The organism is Roseovarius salincola (assembly GCF_026891095.1).
In the GTDB taxonomy this organism is placed as follows: domain Bacteria; phylum Pseudomonadota; class Alphaproteobacteria; order Rhodobacterales; family Rhodobacteraceae; genus Roseovarius; species Roseovarius salincola.
In genome coordinates, this window is sequence record NZ_JAPTNL010000014.1 from 71,282 (window position 1) to 90,072 (window position 18,791).

General features: G+C 63.3%; 20 protein-coding genes. 10 read left to right on the forward strand and 10 right to left on the reverse strand.

Translation table 11 applies throughout. The features are described 5' to 3' along the window. Positions 1–11: 11 nt before the first annotated feature. From N5A93_RS14690 to glnH, 5 genes are all read right to left on the reverse strand, one after another. Entirely contained in the window at positions 12–965 is a 954-nt protein-coding gene (locus tag N5A93_RS14690) for a MurR/RpiR family transcriptional regulator (protein WP_268955855.1), read from the reverse strand. Beyond that, entirely contained in the window at positions 925–1,944 is a 1,020-nt protein-coding gene (locus N5A93_RS14695) for a C45 family autoproteolytic acyltransferase/hydrolase (RefSeq protein ID WP_268955856.1), read from the reverse strand. The genes N5A93_RS14690 and N5A93_RS14695 overlap by 41 nt, the downstream gene beginning before the upstream one ends. After that, positions 1,937–2,662 carry a glutamine ABC transporter ATP-binding protein GlnQ gene (gene glnQ / locus N5A93_RS14700; protein ID WP_268955857.1) on the reverse strand — a complete coding sequence of 242 codons (726 nt, stop codon included), beginning with the start codon at positions 2,660–2,662 and terminating at the stop codon, positions 1,937–1,939. The genes N5A93_RS14695 and glnQ overlap by 8 nt, the downstream gene beginning before the upstream one ends. Next, entirely contained in the window at positions 2,659–3,315 is a 657-nt protein-coding gene (glnP, locus tag N5A93_RS14705) for a glutamine ABC transporter permease GlnP (RefSeq protein ID WP_268955858.1), read from the reverse strand. Before glnP ends, glnQ begins: the two co-directional genes overlap by 4 nt. A 75-nt stretch (positions 3,316–3,390) precedes the next feature. Further along, the gene (glnH, locus tag N5A93_RS14710; RefSeq protein WP_268955859.1) at positions 3,391–4,122 is read right to left on the reverse strand and encodes a glutamine ABC transporter substrate-binding protein GlnH; all 732 of its coding nucleotides are present in this window, start codon (positions 4,120–4,122) and stop codon (positions 3,391–3,393) included. A 136-nt stretch (positions 4,123–4,258) separates the two neighbouring features. On the opposite strand from glnH, the gene N5A93_RS14715 reads away from it, so the two are divergent. Both N5A93_RS14715 and N5A93_RS14720 read left to right on the forward strand, forming a co-directional pair. Then, positions 4,259–5,581 (forward strand): aspartate aminotransferase family protein, encoded by a 1,323-nt coding sequence (locus N5A93_RS14715; protein WP_268955860.1) that lies wholly within the window; start codon positions 4,259–4,261, stop codon positions 5,579–5,581. Continuing rightward, positions 5,578–6,342 (forward strand): 3-keto-5-aminohexanoate cleavage protein, encoded by a 765-nt coding sequence (locus tag N5A93_RS14720; RefSeq protein WP_268955861.1) that lies wholly within the window; start codon positions 5,578–5,580, stop codon positions 6,340–6,342. Before N5A93_RS14715 ends, N5A93_RS14720 begins: the two co-directional genes overlap by 4 nt. A 72-nt stretch (positions 6,343–6,414) precedes the next feature. Here N5A93_RS14720 and hisN read toward each other — a convergent pair whose 3' ends face one another. Then, a complete protein-coding gene (hisN, locus tag N5A93_RS14725; RefSeq protein WP_268955862.1) occupies positions 6,415–7,203 on the reverse strand; it encodes a histidinol-phosphatase in 789 nt (262 codons plus the stop codon). A gap of 208 nt (positions 7,204–7,411) precedes the next feature. Between hisN and N5A93_RS14730 the strand changes: the two genes are divergently transcribed. From N5A93_RS14730 to N5A93_RS14745, 4 genes are all read left to right on the forward strand, one after another. Next, complete coding sequence (locus N5A93_RS14730) at positions 7,412–8,419, forward strand: ABC transporter substrate-binding protein (RefSeq protein ID WP_268955863.1); 1,008 nt, start codon at positions 7,412–7,414, stop codon at positions 8,417–8,419. A gap of 85 nt (positions 8,420–8,504) precedes the next feature. Then, positions 8,505–9,545 carry an ABC transporter ATP-binding protein gene (locus N5A93_RS14735; RefSeq protein WP_268955864.1) on the forward strand — a complete coding sequence of 347 codons (1,041 nt, stop codon included), beginning with the start codon at positions 8,505–8,507 and terminating at the stop codon, positions 9,543–9,545. Then, a complete protein-coding gene (locus N5A93_RS14740) occupies positions 9,542–11,224 on the forward strand; it encodes an ABC transporter permease subunit (RefSeq protein ID WP_268955865.1) in 1,683 nt (560 codons plus the stop codon). The genes N5A93_RS14735 and N5A93_RS14740 overlap by 4 nt, the downstream gene beginning before the upstream one ends. Continuing rightward, on the forward strand, positions 11,224–11,976 hold the full coding sequence (locus N5A93_RS14745) for a DeoR/GlpR family DNA-binding transcription regulator (protein WP_268955866.1): 753 nt from the start codon (positions 11,224–11,226) through the stop codon (positions 11,974–11,976). Before N5A93_RS14740 ends, N5A93_RS14745 begins: the two co-directional genes overlap by 1 nt. A 70-nt stretch (positions 11,977–12,046) precedes the next feature. On the opposite strand, the gene N5A93_RS14750 is transcribed toward N5A93_RS14745, so the two are convergent. Beyond that, positions 12,047–12,598, reverse strand: coding sequence for a hypothetical protein (locus N5A93_RS14750; RefSeq protein WP_268955867.1), 552 nt, complete (start codon positions 12,596–12,598; stop codon positions 12,047–12,049). Positions 12,599–12,738: 140 nt separating this feature from the next. Here N5A93_RS14750 and N5A93_RS14755 point away from each other — a divergent pair, with 140 nt between their 5' ends. Further along, on the forward strand, positions 12,739–13,083 hold the full coding sequence (locus N5A93_RS14755) for a hypothetical protein (RefSeq protein ID WP_268955868.1): 345 nt from the start codon (positions 12,739–12,741) through the stop codon (positions 13,081–13,083). A gap of 93 nt (positions 13,084–13,176) precedes the next feature. Here N5A93_RS14755 and N5A93_RS14760 read toward each other — a convergent pair whose 3' ends face one another. Beyond that, on the reverse strand, positions 13,177–13,746 hold the full coding sequence (locus N5A93_RS14760) for a carboxymuconolactone decarboxylase family protein (RefSeq protein ID WP_268955893.1): 570 nt from the start codon (positions 13,744–13,746) through the stop codon (positions 13,177–13,179). Between the two features lie 118 nt (positions 13,747–13,864). Between N5A93_RS14760 and N5A93_RS14765 the strand changes: the two genes are divergently transcribed. Further along, positions 13,865–14,458 (forward strand): TetR/AcrR family transcriptional regulator, encoded by a 594-nt coding sequence (locus tag N5A93_RS14765; protein WP_268955869.1) that lies wholly within the window; start codon positions 13,865–13,867, stop codon positions 14,456–14,458. A gap of 37 nt (positions 14,459–14,495) precedes the next feature. On the opposite strand, the gene N5A93_RS14770 is transcribed toward N5A93_RS14765, so the two are convergent. Both N5A93_RS14770 and N5A93_RS14775 read right to left on the reverse strand, forming a co-directional pair. Beyond that, positions 14,496–14,810: a hypothetical protein gene (locus N5A93_RS14770; RefSeq protein ID WP_268955870.1), complete on the reverse strand. Its 315-nt coding sequence runs from the start codon at positions 14,808–14,810 to the stop codon at positions 14,496–14,498. Then, on the reverse strand, positions 14,807–15,022 hold the full coding sequence (locus N5A93_RS14775; RefSeq protein ID WP_268955871.1) for a hypothetical protein: 216 nt from the start codon (positions 15,020–15,022) through the stop codon (positions 14,807–14,809). The genes N5A93_RS14770 and N5A93_RS14775 overlap by 4 nt, the downstream gene beginning before the upstream one ends. 354 nt (positions 15,023–15,376) lie before the next feature. On the opposite strand from N5A93_RS14775, the gene cydD reads away from it, so the two are divergent. Both cydD and N5A93_RS14785 read left to right on the forward strand, forming a co-directional pair. Next, positions 15,377–17,014: a thiol reductant ABC exporter subunit CydD gene (gene cydD, locus N5A93_RS14780; protein WP_268955872.1), complete on the forward strand. Its 1,638-nt coding sequence runs from the start codon at positions 15,377–15,379 to the stop codon at positions 17,012–17,014. Then, positions 17,014–18,675, forward strand: coding sequence for an amino acid ABC transporter ATP-binding/permease protein (locus N5A93_RS14785; protein WP_268955873.1), 1,662 nt, complete (start codon positions 17,014–17,016; stop codon positions 18,673–18,675). Before cydD ends, N5A93_RS14785 begins: the two co-directional genes overlap by 1 nt. Positions 18,676–18,791: the final 116 nt, after the last annotated feature.

Consider the following 18,791-nt stretch of genomic DNA (forward strand, 5'->3'; position numbering starts at 1 on the left):
TCGAAAGCGGATCATGTTATCTCGATATTGAGCTTCTTAATCATGTCATCCCGGCTCGAAAGGGCGCGCTTCGTTTGTTCGGGTGAAACGGCTCCGCAGCCGTTGATCAGACATTCGGCGGCCAGGATAAAGGTAGTCAGGGAATTCGACAGGAAACTGGTCTGATGCGGAACAAGGATCGCGGCGCGCGACACGGCCGCCAGCGGCGAACTGGCGCTGTCGGTGACGGCCACGACCTTTACGCCGTGCCCAGCGGCGGCGTGCGCCGTTTCCGCCACCTGCGCCGAATAAGGCGCGCAACTGGCCGAGATGAGCACATCGTCCTGGCTCATCGCTGCAAGCCCTTCGGCGACGCCCAGATTGTTGGAATCCAGCACATGCACGTCCGACCGGATCATTCTCAGCCCATAGGCGAGGAAACCCGCGAACGCGTGGAACTGGCGGATTCCATGCACCATGACACGCGGCGCCGAGGTGATCAGATCGGTCGCGGCGTGAAACTGATCGATATCGCAACCTTCCAGGAAACGCTCGATATTGGCCTGGTTCTCGCGGCAAAGCCGCGCGATACCGCCCATTCCCGTGGCATCCTCGCCCGCCAACGCGGCCTGCGCCTGCCGGGTGTAGAAATCTCCGGGCGCAGACATCGACGCATCCAGCAAGACCTGCTGGAACGCGCCGAAACCGGTATAGCCCAGATTGCGGGCTAACCGGGTCAGCGTGGACGGGTTCACCGACAGCTTCTCGGCCAGTGCGGTGATCGACAACAGCGCCGGGTCGCCGCGAAGATCGAGGATGTCCGCCAGCGCCTTCTGCGCCTTCGGCCCCAGCGAAAGATGCGCCTCCCCGCGCGCGATACGCAGCATCAGGTCGCGCAGTTCCTGCACGTCCCGCGGCGGCGCGGCCTTCGCGCCAGAGGCAGCGTCAGTGGCTTGCAACGACTGGCCGGTCCGAGTTCTGGTCATAAATGCTCCAATCCACCCCGGATCGTCCTACGTGGAACACCGCCGTGGCAAGCGTATTCTCGTTGTCAGGGTCATCCGGCTGGCATCTGTGGATCGGCAGACCCGGTCCCGACACGTCCCGCAGGATGGTCAGCGGATCGGTCACGCCATCGACCAGCATGTCCATCCCGCGCGCCTGCCGGTCGCGTGACGACCGGGTGACGGTCTGGCCTGTGTCCGACAGCCCGAGATGCAGCGCATGATTGGCATGGATGGACGGCGCCTCGATCACTTGGGCCGAACAGGCGCCTGCGCCGAATTCCACGCTCATCACCCGCGGATCGCCCGCCTGGGCAAGCGTCATATGGAAACCGCCGCTGGCATTATGGCGGTCCAGCCCGGCCAGCGCCTCGTCCAGCGAGCTGCAGGCAAGCACCGCGCGCCCCAGCCCGATCCGCGGCACCTGAGCAGTCACGTTATGCAGCCGCAGATTGTTGACCGCCTGCACCAGCCCCGCATCGTTGATCCCGAAGGTATGACCGGGCAACGATCCCGGATAGCAGAAGGACGTCAGCGCCGGGCCATCGTCCGGCGTCAGGCTGGCGACAAAGGCATGTCCCCGAAAGCCCGGCAAGCCATCCTCGTTATGCCCGATCACCGGGATATCGCCGGGGATCTGCACGGTGGTGCATCCATCGGGCACATTGGACATAAGGTCGCCGCGGGAGTTCCAGGCCACCACCTGCTCAAGCGGCAGGTCAAGCCCCTCCGCGAGGCCCTGCAATTCCTCCCACACCGCCGGATACAAGCGGCGCAGGTTATCACCCATGCGCCGCACCGCGCCCGCATGGGCGCTGTCCGTCACCGCGTGCCAGTAATCGGCGTGCAGCAGGACGTCCCGCACCGCTGCACGCCCGGCCTCGCCCAGCGCGCGCCCGATCTGGCGCGGGGTGCCATGTGCGGCAACGCTGCCAAGTTCAGATGGCGCAGGCTCAGACATGCTGCAGAAAATCCTTCATCCGGTCGTTGGGCGGCGAGTCGATCACCTCGCGCGGGTTGCCATCGACGGCGATGTGCCCGTGTTCCATGAAGATCAGCCGGGTGCCCACCTGCTTGGCGAACCCCATCTCGTGGGTCACGACAACCATGGTCATGCCTTCCTCGGCCAGCGCCCGCATGACGTTCAGCACTTCCTGCTTCAGTTCGGGGTCCAGCGCCGATGTCGGCTCATCGAACAGCATGACCTTGGGTTTCACGGCCAGCGCGCGGGCAATCGCCACGCGCTGCTGCTGACCACCCGAAAGCTCGGCGGGATAATGGCCCGCCTTTTCGCGCAACCCCACCTTTTCCAGAAGCTCCAGCGCCGCTTCCCGCGCCTTTTCCCGGCTCAGCCCACGCACCTTGGAGGGCCCGAAGGCCACGTTCTCCAGCGCGGTCAACTGCGGGAAAAGATTGAACTGCTGGAAAACCATGCCAGCTTCCTGACGGATTTCGCGCAGCTGCCGTTTTCCGCCGGCCACGCTCAGACCGTCCACGATGAGATCGCCGCTGGTGATCGTTTCCAGGCCGTTGATGCAGCGCAGCAATGTGGATTTCCCCGAACCGGACGGGCCGACCAGCACGACGACCTCGCCCGTCTCGATCGACAGGTCCACGCCATCGAGAACCTTTAGCGGGCCGAAATGCTTCGAGGTGTTCTTGAATTCGATGATGCTCATAGGATCCTCATACGTTTCTCGATGGTGCGCAGGATCAGGCTCAATGTGCCGGTCATGATCAGGTAGATGATCGCCACGGCGGTCCATATCTCGACCGCGCGAAAGTTCGAGGCCATGATTTCCTGCCCTGTGCGGGTCAGTTCCCCCACGCCGATCACGATGAACAGCGAGGTGTCCTTGAGACTGACGATGAACTGGTTGCCCAGTGGCGGTATCAGGCGGCGAAAGGCCAGTGGCCCGACGATATAGACCAGCACTTTCCAATGCGGCAGGCCGATCGCCAATCCGGCTTCGGTCAGGCCCTTGCTGATCGACAGGAACGCGCCGCGCACGATTTCCGCGATATAGGCCCCGGCATTGACCACGATGGCCAGTACCGCCGCGCTCATCGGATCGATGCGCAGATCGGCCAGAACCGGCAGCGCGAAATAAAGGAACATGACCTGCACCACGATGGGTGTGCCGCGGATGATCTCGACATAAGTGAACGCGACGGCGTTCAGGATATGCCCGCCATAGGCGCGCATCAGCCCGGCCAGGGTGCCAAGGACAAGGCCGCCGAGCAGGCCGACCACGGTAATGTAGACCGTCGTTTTCGCCCCCTCCAGAAGCTGGGGGATGAATTCGACGATGACGGACCAGTCCGTTTCCATGGAAGGCCTCCGTAGTTGGGTGTCTGTTGAATGAACGGGTGGGCCAGGCGCTGTGCGGCCCGGCCCTGGTCTGGCTCAGCTGTCGCCGCCGAACCACTTGGAATAGATCGCGTCATAGCGACCGTCTTCGCGCATCTTGGTCAGCGCCGCGTTCACCGGGCCGACCAGTTCGCTGCCCTTGGGAAAGCCGATGCCGTATTGATGCGCCATCTGCTGATCGCCCACAGCCTTCACGTCCCCGCCACCGGCGGTGGCGATGTAGTAAAGCACATTTGGGGTGTCATGCATCGCGGCATCCACTCGCCCCGTGCGCAGTTCAAGATAGGCATTGTCGATATTCGGGAACTTGCGCAGCTCGGTATCGGGCAGGTTTTCTTCCGCCCAATCAGACGCCGACGTGCCGGTTTTCACAGCCAGCGTCTTGCCGGCCAGATCGTCCCATGTCGCGATCTCGCTGTCGGCGGGAACCATCAGGCGGAAGCCGCTGTCGTAGTAGCCATCCGAGAAGTCGATGACCTCCTCGCGCTCGGGCTTGATGGTGATCCCGGCCAGTGCAACATCGACCTGGCCAGTTTGCAGCGCCGGGATGATCCCCGAGAAATCCATCGGGCGCAGTTCGTATTCCAGCTCCAGCTCTTCGGCGATGGCGTTCCACATGTCGATGTCGAACCCGGTATATTCGCCGTCCTGCTTGAATTCGAACGGCACGAAGGCGGTATCGGTCGCAACGACGATATCATCGGCATGAGCGATGGATGCGCCAAAGGCAAGGGCCGCCGTGGCGGCAAGATTGATTAGTTTCTTCATGTTAACTCCCGGTTGGCTTGAGTGCAAATTTATCGCGCTTTTTGTATTAGCGATGCAAATTTATTTGCACATTTATCCGTGAAATGCAAATCTCGTTTTGCGCCAGGAAATCGTTTACCAGCCACAGGAGCCGATCATGTCCGCCCTCTTTCACCGCACCTGCAACGCGGCCCTGCCCTCAGCCGATACGGGCGACGGATGCTACATCATTGACCGCAATGGAAAACGTTACCTCGATGCCTGCGGCGGCGCCGCTGTTTCCTGCCTTGGTCACTCGGATGAAACGGTCAAAGACGCGATCCGCCTGCAGCTCGAAAAACTGCCCTTTGCGCATACCGGCTTCTTCACGACCGACGCCGCCGAATCATTCGCCGATCTGATGGTGGCCCATGCGCCCGAGGGGCTCGACAAGATCTATCCGGTGTCGGGCGGCTCCGAAGCGGTCGAAGCCGCGCTGAAACTGGCGCGGCAATATTTCCTCGAACGCGGCGAGCCGCAGCGCACCCGCTTCATCGCGCGCCGCCAAAGCTATCACGGCAACACGCTCGGCGCGCTGTCCACGGGCGGCAATGCCTGGCGGCGCGAACCCTTCGCCCCGCTGATGATCGACACCAGCCATATCGCGCCCTGTTACGAATACCGCGGCCGCGAGGATGGCGAATCCCAAGAGGCCTACGGCCAGCGCGTCGCCGACGAGCTTGAGACAGAGCTGCAACGCCTCGGCCCCGAGACAGTGATCGGCTTCGTCGCAGAACCGGTGGTCGGCGCCACGCTCGGCGCGGTGCCCGCCGTGCCAGGGTATTTCAAGCGGATCCGCGAAATTTGCGACCGCTACGGTATCCTGCTTATCCTCGACGAGGTGATGTGCGGCATGGGCCGCACCGGCACGCTTTTCGCTTGCGAACAGGACGGAATCGTCCCCGATATCGCAACCGTCGCCAAGGGCCTCGGTGCCGGGTATCAGCCGGTCGGCGCGATGCTGTGCTCCTCCCGGATCTATGACGCGATCGAAAGCGGCTCAGGCTTTTTCCAGCACGGCCACACCTATATCGGACACCCGATGGCCATGGCCGCCGCCAAGGCCGTGTTGACAAGACTGACCGACGGCAAGACCCTGCCCACCGTGGCCGCCACCGGCGAGACGCTCCTTGCGCGCCTGCAAGAACAGTTCAGCCAGCACCCGCATATCGGCGACATCAGGGGAAGGGGTCTGTTCCTCGGTCTGGAACTGGTCAGCGACAGATGCAGCAAGACGCCGTTCGACCCGTCTCTGAAACTCCACAAGAGGATCAAGGCGGCGGCAATGGATGCGGGTTTGATGTGCTATCCGATGGGCGGCACGATCGACGGGCGGCAGGGGGATCACATCCTGCTGGCCCCTCCCTTCATCCTGACCGAGGACCAGATCGGCGAACTCGCGGATAAGCTCTCCGACGCCATCGGGGCGACCCTGCCATGACGGCACTACCCCGCTTGATGGTCGCTCCCAACGGGGCGCGGCGCATGAAATCCGATCACCCGGCCCTGCCGCTCACGCTGTCCGAGATCGTAGCGACCGCGCAAGCCTGTGCCGCTGCTGGCGCTGACGGGCTGCACCTGCATCTGCGCGATGCGGCGGGCCTCCATGTGCTGGATGCCGGGCTATACCGCGAGGCGCTGTCCGAACTGGGCAGCGCCGTGCCGGGCATGTCGGTCCAGATCACCACCGAAGCCGTGGGTCGCTACAGTGCCCTGCATCAACGGCAGGTCGCGCGCGAGTCCGGCGCCAGCATGGTCTCGGCCGCCCTGCGCGAGATGGTGCAGGACACCCCCGACGCCACCGCGACACGGTTCTACGACGATTGCGCCGCGCACGGCATCGCCGTGCAGCATATTCTTTATGACCCGGCGGATTTCGACCTGCTGTCCCGGCTTCTGCCAGACGCTTTGCTGCATGATCCCGGCCTGCAACTGATCTTCGTTCTGGGCCGCTACAGCCGCGACCAGAACAGCGCGCCCACCGATCTCATGCCGTTCCTTGATCGCATGAAGGCAATGGAAACTGCCCCCGACTGGGCGGTCTGCGCCTTCGGGCGCGGCGAAACCGCATGCCTCGCTCAAGCGCACCGGTGCGGCGGCAAGCTGCGCGTCGGGTTCGAGAATTCGCTCTGGCATACCGACGGGACCATCGCGCGCGACAATGCCGAACGCGTCGCTGCTGTGCGCAGCGCCTGCAACTGATGCCTCGGGCATTGCCCGACCGGAATCGCAAGCGCGCTCACAGCCCGATGCAAGGCGGGCCAACCCCACCGATCAGGATATGGCGTCCAACGCCTCGGCGTGGAGCGCCGCGCTGGCCGCCGCGATGACCCGGCCATCCGATTGCAGGCCCAGCGCCTTGCCGTTCCAGTCGGTGATGACCCCCCCGGCGCCTTCGACCACCGAAACCAGCGCCATATAGTCATAAGGCTGCAGGTTCATCTCCAGAACCAGATCGACATGCCCCGACGCCAGCAGCCCATACGCATAGCAATCCCCACCGAAGCGACGCATCCCGACCCTTTCCGAAAGCGCTTCGAACCGCGCCGATCCCGGCGCGTCGAACGTATCGGGCGTCGTGGTATAAAGCGTCGCATCGGCCAGTCGGGTCCGGCCACTGGTGCGACAGGGCTTTCCGTTCAATGCCGATTGCTCGCCGCGCAGCCCCACCCAGCGTTCCCCGGTCGCCGGTATCGAGATCACCCCAAGTTCGGGCACCCCGTCGAAAAGGCAGGCGATGAGCGTGCCGAAAGTCGGCATTCCCGATACGAAACTCTTGGTGCCGTCGATCGGATCGAGCACCCAGACATGCGCGGCGTCCAGACGCGTGTTCTCATGTTCTTCCCCCAGAACACCATGCGAGGGAAAGCGTTCTGCGATTCTTTCGCGCATCGTCGCCTCGATCTCGAGATCGGCCTGGGTGACCGGAGAAAGATCGGCCTTTCGCTCCACGCCGAGCGGCTTGCGAAAATACGTCTTCGCCATGGCGTCCGTCACATCGGCCAGATCGTCGGCGAAACGCGCCAGCTTCTCCGTGTCAGGTGACGTCGTGGAGCTATGCATGAATTTTCCTCATTTGCGGGATCTTGCAGGCCACGAACGCCCGCTATTTAAATTAAATGTAGACAAAACCCACAAAAGTGCAAGACTACACAAATATCCCCAAGCCTGTTTCGGCAGGTGCGGCAATGAGAACGGGTCTGGGCAAGGGCTCGCATCGCCCAGAACAAACCTGGGCGCCAGAATTCCGAACCAACAAGGAGATAGGAAAATGAAGACCTTCACAAGAATCACCACGGCTTCGATGATCGCCCTCGGCATGGGCGCAGCGGCCGTCGCCGACGAGATCACTGTCTACACCGCGCTCGAGGAAGAAGAGGTCGCGGCCTATGTCGAGGCGGCGAAGAAAGCGATGCCCGACACCGAGATCAACGTCTTGCGCCTGTCCACCGGCAAGCTGGGCGCGCGCATTCTGGCCGAGGCGGGCAATCCGCAGGCCGACGTGATCTGGGGATGGGCCGTCAGCGCGATGATGGATCCGCAGATCCTCGAGATGCTGGAACCTTACGCGGCAAAGGGCGCTGATGTCCTGCCCTCCACCTTCCGGGACGACGGTGACAAATGGTTCGCGCCAATCGGTTACATGGGGGCGTTTTGCGTGAACACCGCGCGACTTGAGGAAAAGGGCCTTCCAATGCCCTCAAGCTGGAAGGATCTCGAGAATCCGGCCTTCAAGGACGAAATCCTGATGCCCGATCCGAACTCGTCGGGCACCGGCTACCTGCATGTGAACGCCGTCCTGCAAAGCATGGGCGAAGACGCCGGCTGGGCACAGCTTGAAGCCGTCGATCCCAACATGGCGCAATACACATCGTCCGGCTCCAAACCCTGCAAGTCGGCACGCGTCGGAGAATACACCGTCGGGATCTCTCTGGCCTTCACCGCGATGCAGTCCATCGAGGAAGGTTACCCGCTGGCCATGGTCTTCCCCGAAGGCGGCGTGGGTTATGAGCTCGAAGCCTCGGGCCTGATGGCCAGCTCGGACAACAAGGGGGCTGCCAAGGCCTTCCTGGACTGGACGATGTCGGACGAGGCCATCGACCTTTACCAACAGTACAAGGCGCTCATCACCGTGCCGGGCGTCGATGCCTCGGCGGCGGCGGAACAGGCCGGGCTTCCGGCGGATATCTCGACGGTTCTCGCCGATATCGACTTTGTCGAGGCGGCCGAGAACCAAACCGCGGTCAAAGCGACCTGGAAGGAAAAGCTGGGTCGCTGATCACGTCATAAGGGCATAACCCGCCCGGCCGGTGCGCGGGCCTCACCAAGAGGCCCGCGCCCTTACTAAAGAAGAATGAAGCGCCATGTATCTGACCGTCAACAACGCCACCAAGATCTACGGGACCTTCACCGCGCTCGACAATGTTTCGATCGACATCGACCGGGGTGAATTCGTATGCCTTCTGGGGCCGTCGGGCTGCGGAAAGACAACCCTTCTGCGCCTGATCGCCGGGCTGACGGAACTGGACGGTGGCGAGATCCTGCTGGAGGACGAGGCGCTGTCAAGCCTTCCCGCTCGCAATCGTGGTTTCGGGATCGTGTTCCAGTCCTACTCGCTCTTTCCCAACATGACGGTGGCCGAGAACATCGGCTACGGCCTGAAGATCCGCGGCGCCACCCGCTCCGAGATATCACAGCGCGTGAAAGAGCTGCTGGAACTGGTCAAGCTGCCGCGCCTGGCCGACAGTTTCCCCGGCCAGCTTTCCGGTGGTCAGCAACAGCGGATCGCCCTTGCGCGCGCCATCGCGGTCGATCCGCGCGTCTTGCTGCTCGATGAACCGCTTTCGGCTCTGGACGCCAAGGTCCGGGCCGAACTGCGTGGCGAAATTCGCCACGTTCAGCGCTCGCTCGGCATCCCCACCCTGATGGTCACGCATGACCAGGAAGAGGCCCTCGCCCTCGCCGATAAGATCATCTGCATGAACCACGGGGTCGTGGTGCAGGCCGGAACGCCGGAAGATCTGTATCACCGCCCGCAGACACGTTTCGTCGCGCAGTTCATGGGGATCAGCAACCTGCTTCCCGCCGACGCGATCCGACGCGAATTCCCCGGCCTGATGGCGACGCGACCCGCAGCGGCGCAGGACACGCATATCGCCTGCATCCGGCCCGAACAGATCGGCCTGACCCCCGACCCGAACGGCGGCGCTACGGTGCGCAGCATCAGTTTTCTGGGCAACCTGCGGCGCCTGGAGCTGGATAGCGCGGCTGGCCCGCTGGTGGTCGAGACCCACGGCGCGAACCCTTGTCACGAGGGCGACCGCGTGACCTTGGATATCGCGCCCGAGGCCTGCACCTGGGTGGCTGACGACATGACCCCGCAACCCGCCGAGGCCACGGCATGAGCACTATGGAACAGTCCGCCACGCCATCGCGAAAGCGGCTGGATCCGGACCGGCTTCTGACGCTGGCCTGCATCGGGCTTCCGCTGCTCGGGCTCGTGCTGTTCTTCCTTTATCCAATGCTGATCGTGTTTCTGCGTTCGGTGACGGTCGATGATGGCTACGGACTTGCAAACTATACGCAGGTTCTCGGCTCCGTCGGATTCTGGCGCGCAACCCAGCACTCGCTGATCATGGGTGGTGCCACGACCGTCCTCAGTGTCTTTCTGGGTTTCATCATCGCGCATGGGCTCTATCGCTGCGCATTCCGCGGCAAGTGGCTCATTCGCGCCGTGATCGTGCTGCCGCTGCTCGCGCCCTCGCTGGTGCAGGCGCTCGGGCTGATCTTCCTGCTGGGGCGCAATGGCGTCGTCAGCCGCGCCCTGGGCGTCGAGATCGAGATCTACGGCTTCTGGGGATTGTTGATCGCGAATACCCTCTACGCTCTGCCGCAGGCGGTGATGATCATCGGCGCGGCGCTGGTGCTCCTGGACGCGCGAATCTACGAGGCGGCAGATGTGATGGGCGCCTCGCCCGCGCGCCAGTTCCGTGACCTGACCCTGCCCGCAGCGCGCTTCGGGATCCTGAACGCGGCCTTCGTCTGCTTCACCATCACGATCACCGATTTCGGCAACGCCGCGGTGATCGGCGGCGACTATTCGGTCCTGGCGACAGAAATCTACTCGCAGGTGGTCGGCCAACGCAATTTCAACATGGGCGCCGTGGTGGGGATAATGCTGCTGCTGCCGACGGTGCTTTCCTACGCGATCGAGCGACAGGCGATGAAACGGCAGCGATCCGGGCAGGCCGCCGGTCAGGTGCCCTACCGCGCCCGCTTCGCGCCGCTGCGCGATACGGTCATGGCCACGCTGGCGCTGCTTATCTGCGCGGGGATCATCGCGGTGATCGGCATCGTGGTCTATGCCAGTTTCGTGACCCTCTGGCCCTACAATATGGAACTGTCGACCAAGCATTACGACATCACCCTTGCGGGAGGCTATTCATCGCTCAGGATGACGATCGTGATCTCCATCATGGCCGCAACAGGCGGGACGCTGGCCGTCTTTATGCTGGGTCTGGGTCTGCGCCGCCTGCCAAAGGCCGTCGCCCAGCCGATCCAGCTGCTGGCCGCCATGCCCGCAGCTGTGCCGGGGATGGTTCTGGGCCTCGCCTACATCCTGACCTTCAATTCCACGTCGACACCGCTCTACCTTCTCTATGGCACCGCAACGCTGATCGCGCTCATCAACTTCTATCACTATCACACACAAAGCTTTCTCACGATCATGACCGGCTTTCGCCAGCTCCCACAGGCGCTAGAGGAAGCGGCGGGGAGCCTCGGCGCGGGCCTGCGGCGTACCGCGATCGACATCGTCGCGCCCTTCATCGCGCCGATGCTGGTGTCGGTGTTCTTCTTTCTCTTCATGCGCTCGATGGTGACGCTGTCGGCGGTGGTCTTCCTGACCACCCCCGATCTGAGCGTCGCCGCCGTCACGATCATGCGGCTCGACGACGCCGGACTGACCTCTCAAGCGGCGGCATTTTCCACCTGCGTCATGGCTGTGGTCTGCGCGGCCCTGCTCAGCATGAAGGCCACGCTCGCCCTGATCGGCCGGCGCCACCGGACGAAAGGGACAGCCTGATGTGGGCAAAGGAACGCCACCAGAGGATCCTCTCCATGCTCGCCGCCAACCACCAGGTCAGTGCCAACGACCTGGCGGAGATGCTGAATGTCTCGCGCGAAACCGTGCGCCGCGATTTGCTGGATCTCGCGGAAACCGGCCTGGTCAACCGTGTCCATGGCGGCGCCGTCCTGCCCGAGCCCCGCTCGGAAGAATCGTTCCGCCAACGCATGACGGCCCAGCTTCGCGCCAAGTCCGAGATCGCACGCAAGGCGGTCGGGCTGATCCAGCCCGGACAGACGATCCTTGTGGATGCAGGCACGACCACAGCGATCCTTGCGCGGGAACTCGCGAAACTCTCGGGCGTGTCGGTGATCACCAACTCGCTCGACATCGCGAGGACGCTTCAGGGGGCCGGCAAGGAGGTTTTGCTGCTTGGCGGCAGAATGGCCGCCGACGTGCCCGCCACCGTGGGCGAACTCACGCTCTCGGAAATCGGCCGCTTCCGCGTCGATCTCTGCTTCTCCGCTCCGGTCGCGGTGCATCCGGTCAATGGCGCGTTCTTCTATGACCTGCAAGAGGCCGAGATCGCCATCGCCATGGCACGGCAGGCGCAGCGCTCCGTCATCCTCGCCGACCACAGCAAGCTTGGCGAAACCAGCCGCGTGCAATCCTGGGAGGCCGAAAACGTCTACTCGCTCGTCACCAACCGCACAGCCGATGCCGAGCATCTCGCCGCCTTCCGCCAATCCGGGATCAACGTCGTGATCTGAAACCCTCGCAAGGGTCAGGTCGCGGCCCTGGCCTGCATTCGGCGATTGGCGCGATCAGACAGGCCGCCAGTCAGTCGGCCTCAAGATGATCCGTAGTGAAGAGCATGTCATCGCCAGCTCCGACATGGCAGGAAATACAACCGGCATCCATACCTTTGGCCACCTTCCCGGCCAAGCGCATCCCGGCGGGATTCTTGTCCAGTGACCCGTCCGGCAGATACTTGACCCAGAACCAGTCGGCATTGTCCGGATCGAAACCGGCCTCACGCCGGAACATGACGGTAACCGCTCCAAGGTGTTTGTCGGGGGCGTTCATCACCGCATTGATGCTCACACCTTCAGGGCCATAGTTGCGCTTGATGACCAGATCGCCGGAATGCCCGCCGACCGTCGCGGTCGTGTAAAGTGTCTCCAGCATCATTCCGTGCGGTGCGACACCCTCATATGGGAATGTCCGGATCATACCGTCACCAGCAAGGTTCGCCTCTTCCATGACCGACCAAAGCTCGGCGGCATATTCCGCATCCGCATCGGTTCCAAAAGGGGCATCCTGTGCCATGACATTCCCTGCGCTCAGGGCCAGCAAAGCCAGTCCGCCCGCAATTCCATGTTTCATATTCATTAGAGTCCTCCCTTTCGTAACTGCACTCAGATTATCCTGATTTCCGGTATCGGCGGGTCACGATCGAATGATTTCCCCGTGTCCGGAATGTGAGCTCCCGGCATTTGACGGCGGCAGCCAGACAGCGCGATACTCTGATCATGGACAGCAAGGCTCTCTTAACATTGACCCTCCTGCTGGCTCCCGGTTTCGCCGCCTCCGAAGACGCTGTGACCGGGCCGAATATGGTGTGCGTCCGCAATAGCAGCAGTCACGCCCATGTCTTCGTCGCAGAGGCCCCGAACGGGGAACGAAAAGTCTCCCGACTGGCGCCTGATGAAACGCTTTGCGCGCGCGGTGGCATGAAAGGCGCGACCGGCATGGTCTCGGTCTTTGAAAGTCATGATGCCTTCGAGGGCTGTTCGCGGCTTGTGCCGGTCGGCCAGACAGAGGACATGATCAGATATGTCGATTTCGACAGATGCTTCTGGAGCTCGAACAGCTGAACGGCGAGCCTGGTCATACCGCCCAAGGGCGCGCCTGCCCAAGGTCCCGGTGAGGGAATGGGCAACCGCATTGCCCATCCCGCTGTGGTTCGCTCACGCGCCCGGCTTGCCGGCTTTCTGCCAGGCAAATGCTTTCATGGGCTCATCCACCGGCGTCTGTGCCAGGTGGTTGATGTAATTCGACATCACCTTCTGAGACACACCCAGGACCACTTCCAGCAACTGGCGCTTGGTATAGCCTGCATCCAGGAAGGTTTCGACAGCGCTCTCCGCGACATTCCCGCGATCCCGGACAACGGCTAGCGTGAAGCTGCGCAATGCCTCCAGGCGGTCACTGGGCAAGGGCGTTTCATTGCGCAAGGCGTCGGTAATCGCGTCGTCCACCTTCATCATCCTGGCAATGCCGGTATGTGCGGGCACGCAGTAATGGCATTCATGCTCGACGTTGATCGTCTGCCAGACAACCGTCAGCTCATCCTTGTCGAAGCTGGTTTGCTCGGCGAACAGCCGGTGCAGCTGCTTGTATCCGTCAAGAACAGCGGGCGCCTCGGCCATGACCGCATGCAGACCGGGAACGCGGCCAAACCCCTTTTTGGACTCCTCAAGAAGCGGGCGGCTCGCTTCGGGCGCGGTTTCGATCGTGTGGATTGCAAATTCAACCATATCTGTCTCCCTTCGTTTTTGAGCGATCACTCAATCAACTGCACCCTACTTTACTTGAATACCTGTTCAACCTAATATTTGAACGATCACTCAAATGTCAGGACCGGGGTCGGACATCATGCCAAGAAAAGCCGCCTTCGACCGTGAAACCGCGCTGAAACAGGCCATGGACCTGTTCTGGTCTCGCGGTTACTGGGCGACCTCGCTCAAGGATATCGAAGCGAAGCTGAACATGCGTCCCGGTTCGATCTATGCGGCCTTCGGATCAAAGGAAGACCTTTTTCGCAGCGCTTTGGCGCTTTATGCAGAAAACGCCCGAAACGCCTTTGATGAAACACTGGCCAGCGCGCCATCGCCTCTGGAGGGTCTCGCGGCCCATGTGCGTGGCCTTGGCCGCATGATGGACTCAAAAGCCCCTTCGCGGGCTTGCATGCTCATGAAAACTGTCCTCGAGGCCACCGAAGCCGACTCGGCCTCGCGCATCGCAGCCGAGAACTTCCTGCGACAGACGGAAGCCGCCTTTTCGGCGACCTTTCGCAAGGCGCAAGAGATGGGACAGATCCCGAAAGACAAGGACCCGGACCGCCTGGCATCCAGATTACAGGCCGGAATTATGGGTTTGCGCGCATATGCGCAGCGCAGCGATGCGCCGGCACGCATCCAGGACCTTGCCGACGATCTCGCGCGCGATATCGAGGCGCTCGGAGCATAGCACAATATCATGACGCCAGATTCGCGCTGGCGTCCGTTCAGGTTTCCGACTTGCGCTGTCGCAACGATTCACGATCGTAACTGCCCTGCCGGGTCGGCGGCCGGCGCGTCGGGTCGATCTCCACGTCGAGTTCCTTGAGAGCAAGCATGATCTGCCGAAGCAGGTCTCCATTTCCGATGGACATGCCCTCACCTTCGGCCACGCTGATCTCGCTGGCATCGTATACCCAGCGCCGCAGGATCTCGATCTTCTGACCTTTGGTCAGTTCCTCGTCCGCAAGCACCTCCAAGGGGCTGTCGAAAACATCCGGCGGATCAAGAAAGGCCTTCAGAACGCGCTCGCTGTCAGTCATCCCGTCTCTCCCGAAAGGATCGTCAGAACCTCCATGACCGGCCCGGATATCGCCTGTTCGCCCTGCCCCGCGATATCAATTTCCCCGTCCGCGATGGCCTTTGCCTCCGTCACATCCTGCGCACTGGCACCGGTCGCCTGGATCGCGGCCAGGGTGTTATCTTCAACTTCACCAAGGATTGCCTTGAGGGTTTCGGTCGTTATCACGGACATGGGCTTGCTCCATTCTGCTTTCTGTCGTCAAAAACTCGGCGACGTTGCGTCCTTCCTATACCATGTCCGTTGTCCCGCCATTGATAAGGGTCAAGCACTGGACGCTCCGGCACTCACATGGGCGATTCAACACTGTCAGCACAGCCGGGATTTCCGACACGACCAACAAGTGACCGCGACAAGGCAGCGCTGAACCGGTAGCCATGATCACAGTTTCGGCAACCTTGCCTCGGCCAAAGGCAGCCTGTGACAATCTTGGGACTTCAGGAAGGGGCGGGCGGGGCATTAAGGATGTCGGCGAAAGCCAACGCGCGTCACGCCAGGATCAGAAGACGAGAGTCATTACATTCGAGCATGGGACATCGAGTAGACGTCAACCCCATCGCACAAGGGGCCTGGGCGCTTTCAGCGCTTCTCTGGATTCCGCAAGCCTGGTTTGCGGCCTCGCTGATTGCGGGCTTGCTGCAAGCGATGACACCGCAAGCGATGGCTGCAAAACTCGCCATTTTCGCACTTCTGGGGGTCTTGCGTGCCGGTCTCGATCATTTCGCTCAGCGCCGCCTCGTCCGGGATGCGCGGCATTCCGTTGCCGTCCTTCGGCAAGACCTGCTGGACCGCGAAGCCGGACGCAGCCCCGTTGACGAGGCCCGCCCCGATTCCGGCGCCCTGGGGGCGTTGCTGAGCGAAAAGCTGGACATGCTGATCCCCGCGCTGACCCGCTACCGGCCCGCGATGGCGCGGGTTCGCACCGTTCCGATTGTCATCTTCGGGCTGGCGGCGTGGCATTCCTGGGCGGTGGGGTTGATACTGCTGATGGCGGGACCGCTTATTCCGGTGTTCCAGGCCTTGGTCGGAATGGCCGCCAAACAGGCCAGCGCGCAGCAACTCGAAGAGGTCTCTTCCCTCAACACGATGCTTCTGGACCGCTTGCGCGCCCTGCCCGACCTTCGTTTGCTGGGGGCCGTGGGGCGCATGACCGACGATTTCCAGCACCATGCGGACGCCCTGCGCAAACGGACAATGGCCGTTCTGCGCCTGGCCTTCCTGTCATCCACCGTGCTTGAATTGTTCTCCGCCATCGGTGTTGCGATGGTGGCGGTCTATGTCGGCTTCCTGCTACTGGGGCAGATCGACTTCGGCTACTGGACGACCCCACTGGATGCGACCGAAGGTATCTGGCTTCTGATGCTGGCCCCGGCGTTTTTCGACCCCTTGCGCGAACTGGCCGCCGCATGGCACGACAAGGCCGCTGCCGAGGCGGTCAATGACGAGCTCGACGCGCTTGATGCAGGCGACCTTGTGCCCCTGCTGGGCGGCACCGCCCCGGCACCCGCCCTCCAGGGTCCGGCGCATATCCGGACCCGTTCGCTCGGCCTGCGGATCGCGGGCCGCGAAATCACTTTTCCCGATCTCGATATTGCACCGGGCGCACGCATCGCGCTGACCGGACCCAGCGGATCGGGCAAAAGCACGCTGCTGGCCTGCCTCGCGGGGCTGCGCACAGCCGATCGCGGACGGATCGAGGTCGCCGGCCACACCCTCGACGCGGACAGTGCCGCCGCATGGCGCGCGCGTCTGGGGTGGCTGCCCCAGGATGTCCATTTCCTGAACCGCAGCCTTCTGGGGAACCTTCTGCTGAACGGGCACAAGACCGATGACGCATCCCTGCACGAAGCGCTGCGCAAGGCACAGGCCGACGGGATCGTGGCGCGGCTGCCGCATGGGCTGCATACCCGTCTTGGCGAAACCGGAGTGGGCGTCTCGGGCGGCGAGGCGCGGCGGCTCCTGATCGCGCGGCTCTGGCTTTCGCGCACGGACGCGATCCTGGCCGACGAGCCGACCGCCGATCTGGACCGCGCCACCGCCGACGCCGTGACCGACGGGCTTCTGGAACTGACGGCATCGGGGCGCACGCTGATCGTGGCGACGCATGACGCCACCCTGGCGGGCCGGATGGACCAGGTGATTTCGCTCGACGAAGGGATGAGCTGATGCGCTGGCTCTGGCGGATATACCGGCTGCTCTGGCGCGCCGACCGGGTGGCGATGCGGCGCGGCCTTGCCCTGTCGGTCGCGGTCCTCGTGGCGGGTGCGGCGCTCCTGGGCCTCTCGGGATGGTTCATCACCGCCGCCGCTGCCGCCGGCCTCGCCGGGACGGGCGCGGTCTTTGACGTGTTCCGCCCCAGCGCCGGGGTGCGCTTCCTTGCCCTTGGCAGGACCGCCGCGCGCTATGGCGAACGGATCCTGACCCATGACGCCACGCTGCGCGCATTGGCCAACCTGCGGGTGCGCCTCCTGCGCGGGATCGCCGCGCGGCCATGGCGGCAACTGATGCGGATGCGCGGCTCTCAGGCGCTGAACCGCATCGTCGCCGATGTCGACGCTCTGGATGGCGTCATGCTGCGGCTTGCGATTCCCTTGCTTGCGGGCGCGGCAACCCTCGCCCTCGCGGCCATGACGCTGGCCTGGCTGGTGACGCCGGTCATCGCGCTTTGGATCGTGGGCGTGCTGGGGTTCGGCGGCGCGGCAGCATTGGGCGTGGCTGCGCGGCGCACTCGCCGGGCGGCGCGGCGGGCCGAGGCGGCGATGCAGGCCCTGCGAACACGCAGCATGGACCTGATGCGCGCCAAGACCGATCTGGTGATGCATGGCGTGCTGGATCGCGCACAGGCGAATGTCCACGATGCGGCGGGCCGGATGGAATTGGCCCGCGCCGAGGTGGACCGCGCCGAACAATCGACCGCACTGGCGCTTGCCCTCTCGGCCGTGCTTGCGGCCACCGGAACGCTGGGCCTTGGCGCATCGCTGGCACAGAGCGGGATCCTGACCCCAGCTCAGGCCGCATTGGGCTTCTTCGCAACCCTCGCCCTTGCCGAAATATTCGGCCCCCTGCGGCGGGGCATGGCCGATCTGGGGCGCATGATGGACGCCGCCCGCCGCGTCGGGCGGCAACTCGACGATCAAGGCGGCGCGACACGCGCTGCCGCCCCCAAGTCGCGCACCGCGCAGCCCAGGCTGCGCCTGCAGGATGTCGGCTGGCGGGAAGACACCGCTTGCGCAGCTGTCGTGTCCGGCATTTCGCTGGATGTCGGGGCCGGCGACACCATCGCCCTGACCGGCCCCAGCGGTTGCGGCAAAAGCACGATCCTCCATCTTGCCGCCGGGCTTCTCCATCCCGCCGAGGGGCGCGCGCAGCTCGATGGGCGTGACCTGGCCGACTGGGACGAGGCCGATCTGCGGGCTGAAGTCGGCCTGCTGGCGCAGCGCAGCGTCCTCACCCGCGGCACGGTTGAAAGCATCCTGCACCTGGCCATGCCCGAGGCCGACCCCGGCGATATGCGCCGGGTTCTCGACGCGGTGGCACTTTGGCCGGCCCTTGCCCCGCGTGGCGGCCTGCAAGCGGAACTGGCCGAGACTGGCACGGGTCTTTCGGGCGGAGAGGCCCGCCGCCTCGCACTTGCCCGCGTCCTGATCCGGCGCCCGGCCATCCTGTTGCTGGACGAACCGACAACAGGCCTCGACGGCGAAACCGCGCGCACGGTTCTCGAGGGAATACGCGTCATCTGCCCGCACAGCGCGCTGATCCTGGCCGCGCATAGCCCGGTCGAAACCAAATGGGTACGGACGGCAGGCGGTGTGATTCTCGCAATCTGAACAAATCTTGATTTCAGAATGTAACATTGACCTGAATCAAAGATTTATCTCCAATACACCTTATTGATCTGCTTGTATCGAAGCCAAAGGTGCCCTTCGGGGCCGGAGAGTAGACA

Coding starts and splice junctions, on each gene's coding strand:
- N5A93_RS14750 (WP_268955867.1), bottom strand. CDS start 12,598: ATGAATATGAAACATGGAATTGCGGGCGGACTGGCTTTGCTGGCCCTG.
- N5A93_RS14775 (WP_268955871.1), bottom strand. CDS start 15,022: ATGTCCGTGATAACGACCGAAACCCTCAAGGCAATCCTTGGTGAAGTT.
- N5A93_RS14740 (WP_268955865.1), top strand. CDS start 9,542: ATGAGCACTATGGAACAGTCCGCCACGCCATCGCGAAAGCGGCTGGAT.
- N5A93_RS14730 (WP_268955863.1), top strand. CDS start 7,412: ATGAAGACCTTCACAAGAATCACCACGGCTTCGATGATCGCCCTCGGC.
- glnQ (WP_268955857.1), bottom strand. CDS start 2,662: ATGAGCATCATCGAATTCAAGAACACCTCGAAGCATTTCGGCCCGCTA.
- N5A93_RS14695 (WP_268955856.1), bottom strand. CDS start 1,944: ATGTCTGAGCCTGCGCCATCTGAACTTGGCAGCGTTGCCGCACATGGC.
- N5A93_RS14755 (WP_268955868.1), top strand. CDS start 12,739: ATGGACAGCAAGGCTCTCTTAACATTGACCCTCCTGCTGGCTCCCGGT.
- N5A93_RS14765 (WP_268955869.1), top strand. CDS start 13,865: ATGCCAAGAAAAGCCGCCTTCGACCGTGAAACCGCGCTGAAACAGGCC.
- N5A93_RS14735 (WP_268955864.1), top strand. CDS start 8,505: ATGTATCTGACCGTCAACAACGCCACCAAGATCTACGGGACCTTCACC.
- N5A93_RS14720 (WP_268955861.1), top strand. CDS start 5,578: ATGACGGCACTACCCCGCTTGATGGTCGCTCCCAACGGGGCGCGGCGC.
- glnH (WP_268955859.1), bottom strand. CDS start 4,122: ATGAAGAAACTAATCAATCTTGCCGCCACGGCGGCCCTTGCCTTTGGC.
- N5A93_RS14745 (WP_268955866.1), top strand. CDS start 11,224: ATGTGGGCAAAGGAACGCCACCAGAGGATCCTCTCCATGCTCGCCGCC.
- glnP (WP_268955858.1), bottom strand. CDS start 3,315: ATGGAAACGGACTGGTCCGTCATCGTCGAATTCATCCCCCAGCTTCTG.
- N5A93_RS14715 (WP_268955860.1), top strand. CDS start 4,259: ATGTCCGCCCTCTTTCACCGCACCTGCAACGCGGCCCTGCCCTCAGCC.
- hisN (WP_268955862.1), bottom strand. CDS start 7,203: ATGCATAGCTCCACGACGTCACCTGACACGGAGAAGCTGGCGCGTTTC.
- cydD (WP_268955872.1), top strand. CDS start 15,377: ATGGGACATCGAGTAGACGTCAACCCCATCGCACAAGGGGCCTGGGCG.
- N5A93_RS14770 (WP_268955870.1), bottom strand. CDS start 14,810: ATGACTGACAGCGAGCGCGTTCTGAAGGCCTTTCTTGATCCGCCGGAT.
- N5A93_RS14760 (WP_268955893.1), bottom strand. CDS start 13,746: ATGGTTGAATTTGCAATCCACACGATCGAAACCGCGCCCGAAGCGAGC.
- N5A93_RS14785 (WP_268955873.1), top strand. CDS start 17,014: ATGCGCTGGCTCTGGCGGATATACCGGCTGCTCTGGCGCGCCGACCGG.
- N5A93_RS14690 (WP_268955855.1), bottom strand. CDS start 965: ATGACCAGAACTCGGACCGGCCAGTCGTTGCAAGCCACTGACGCTGCC.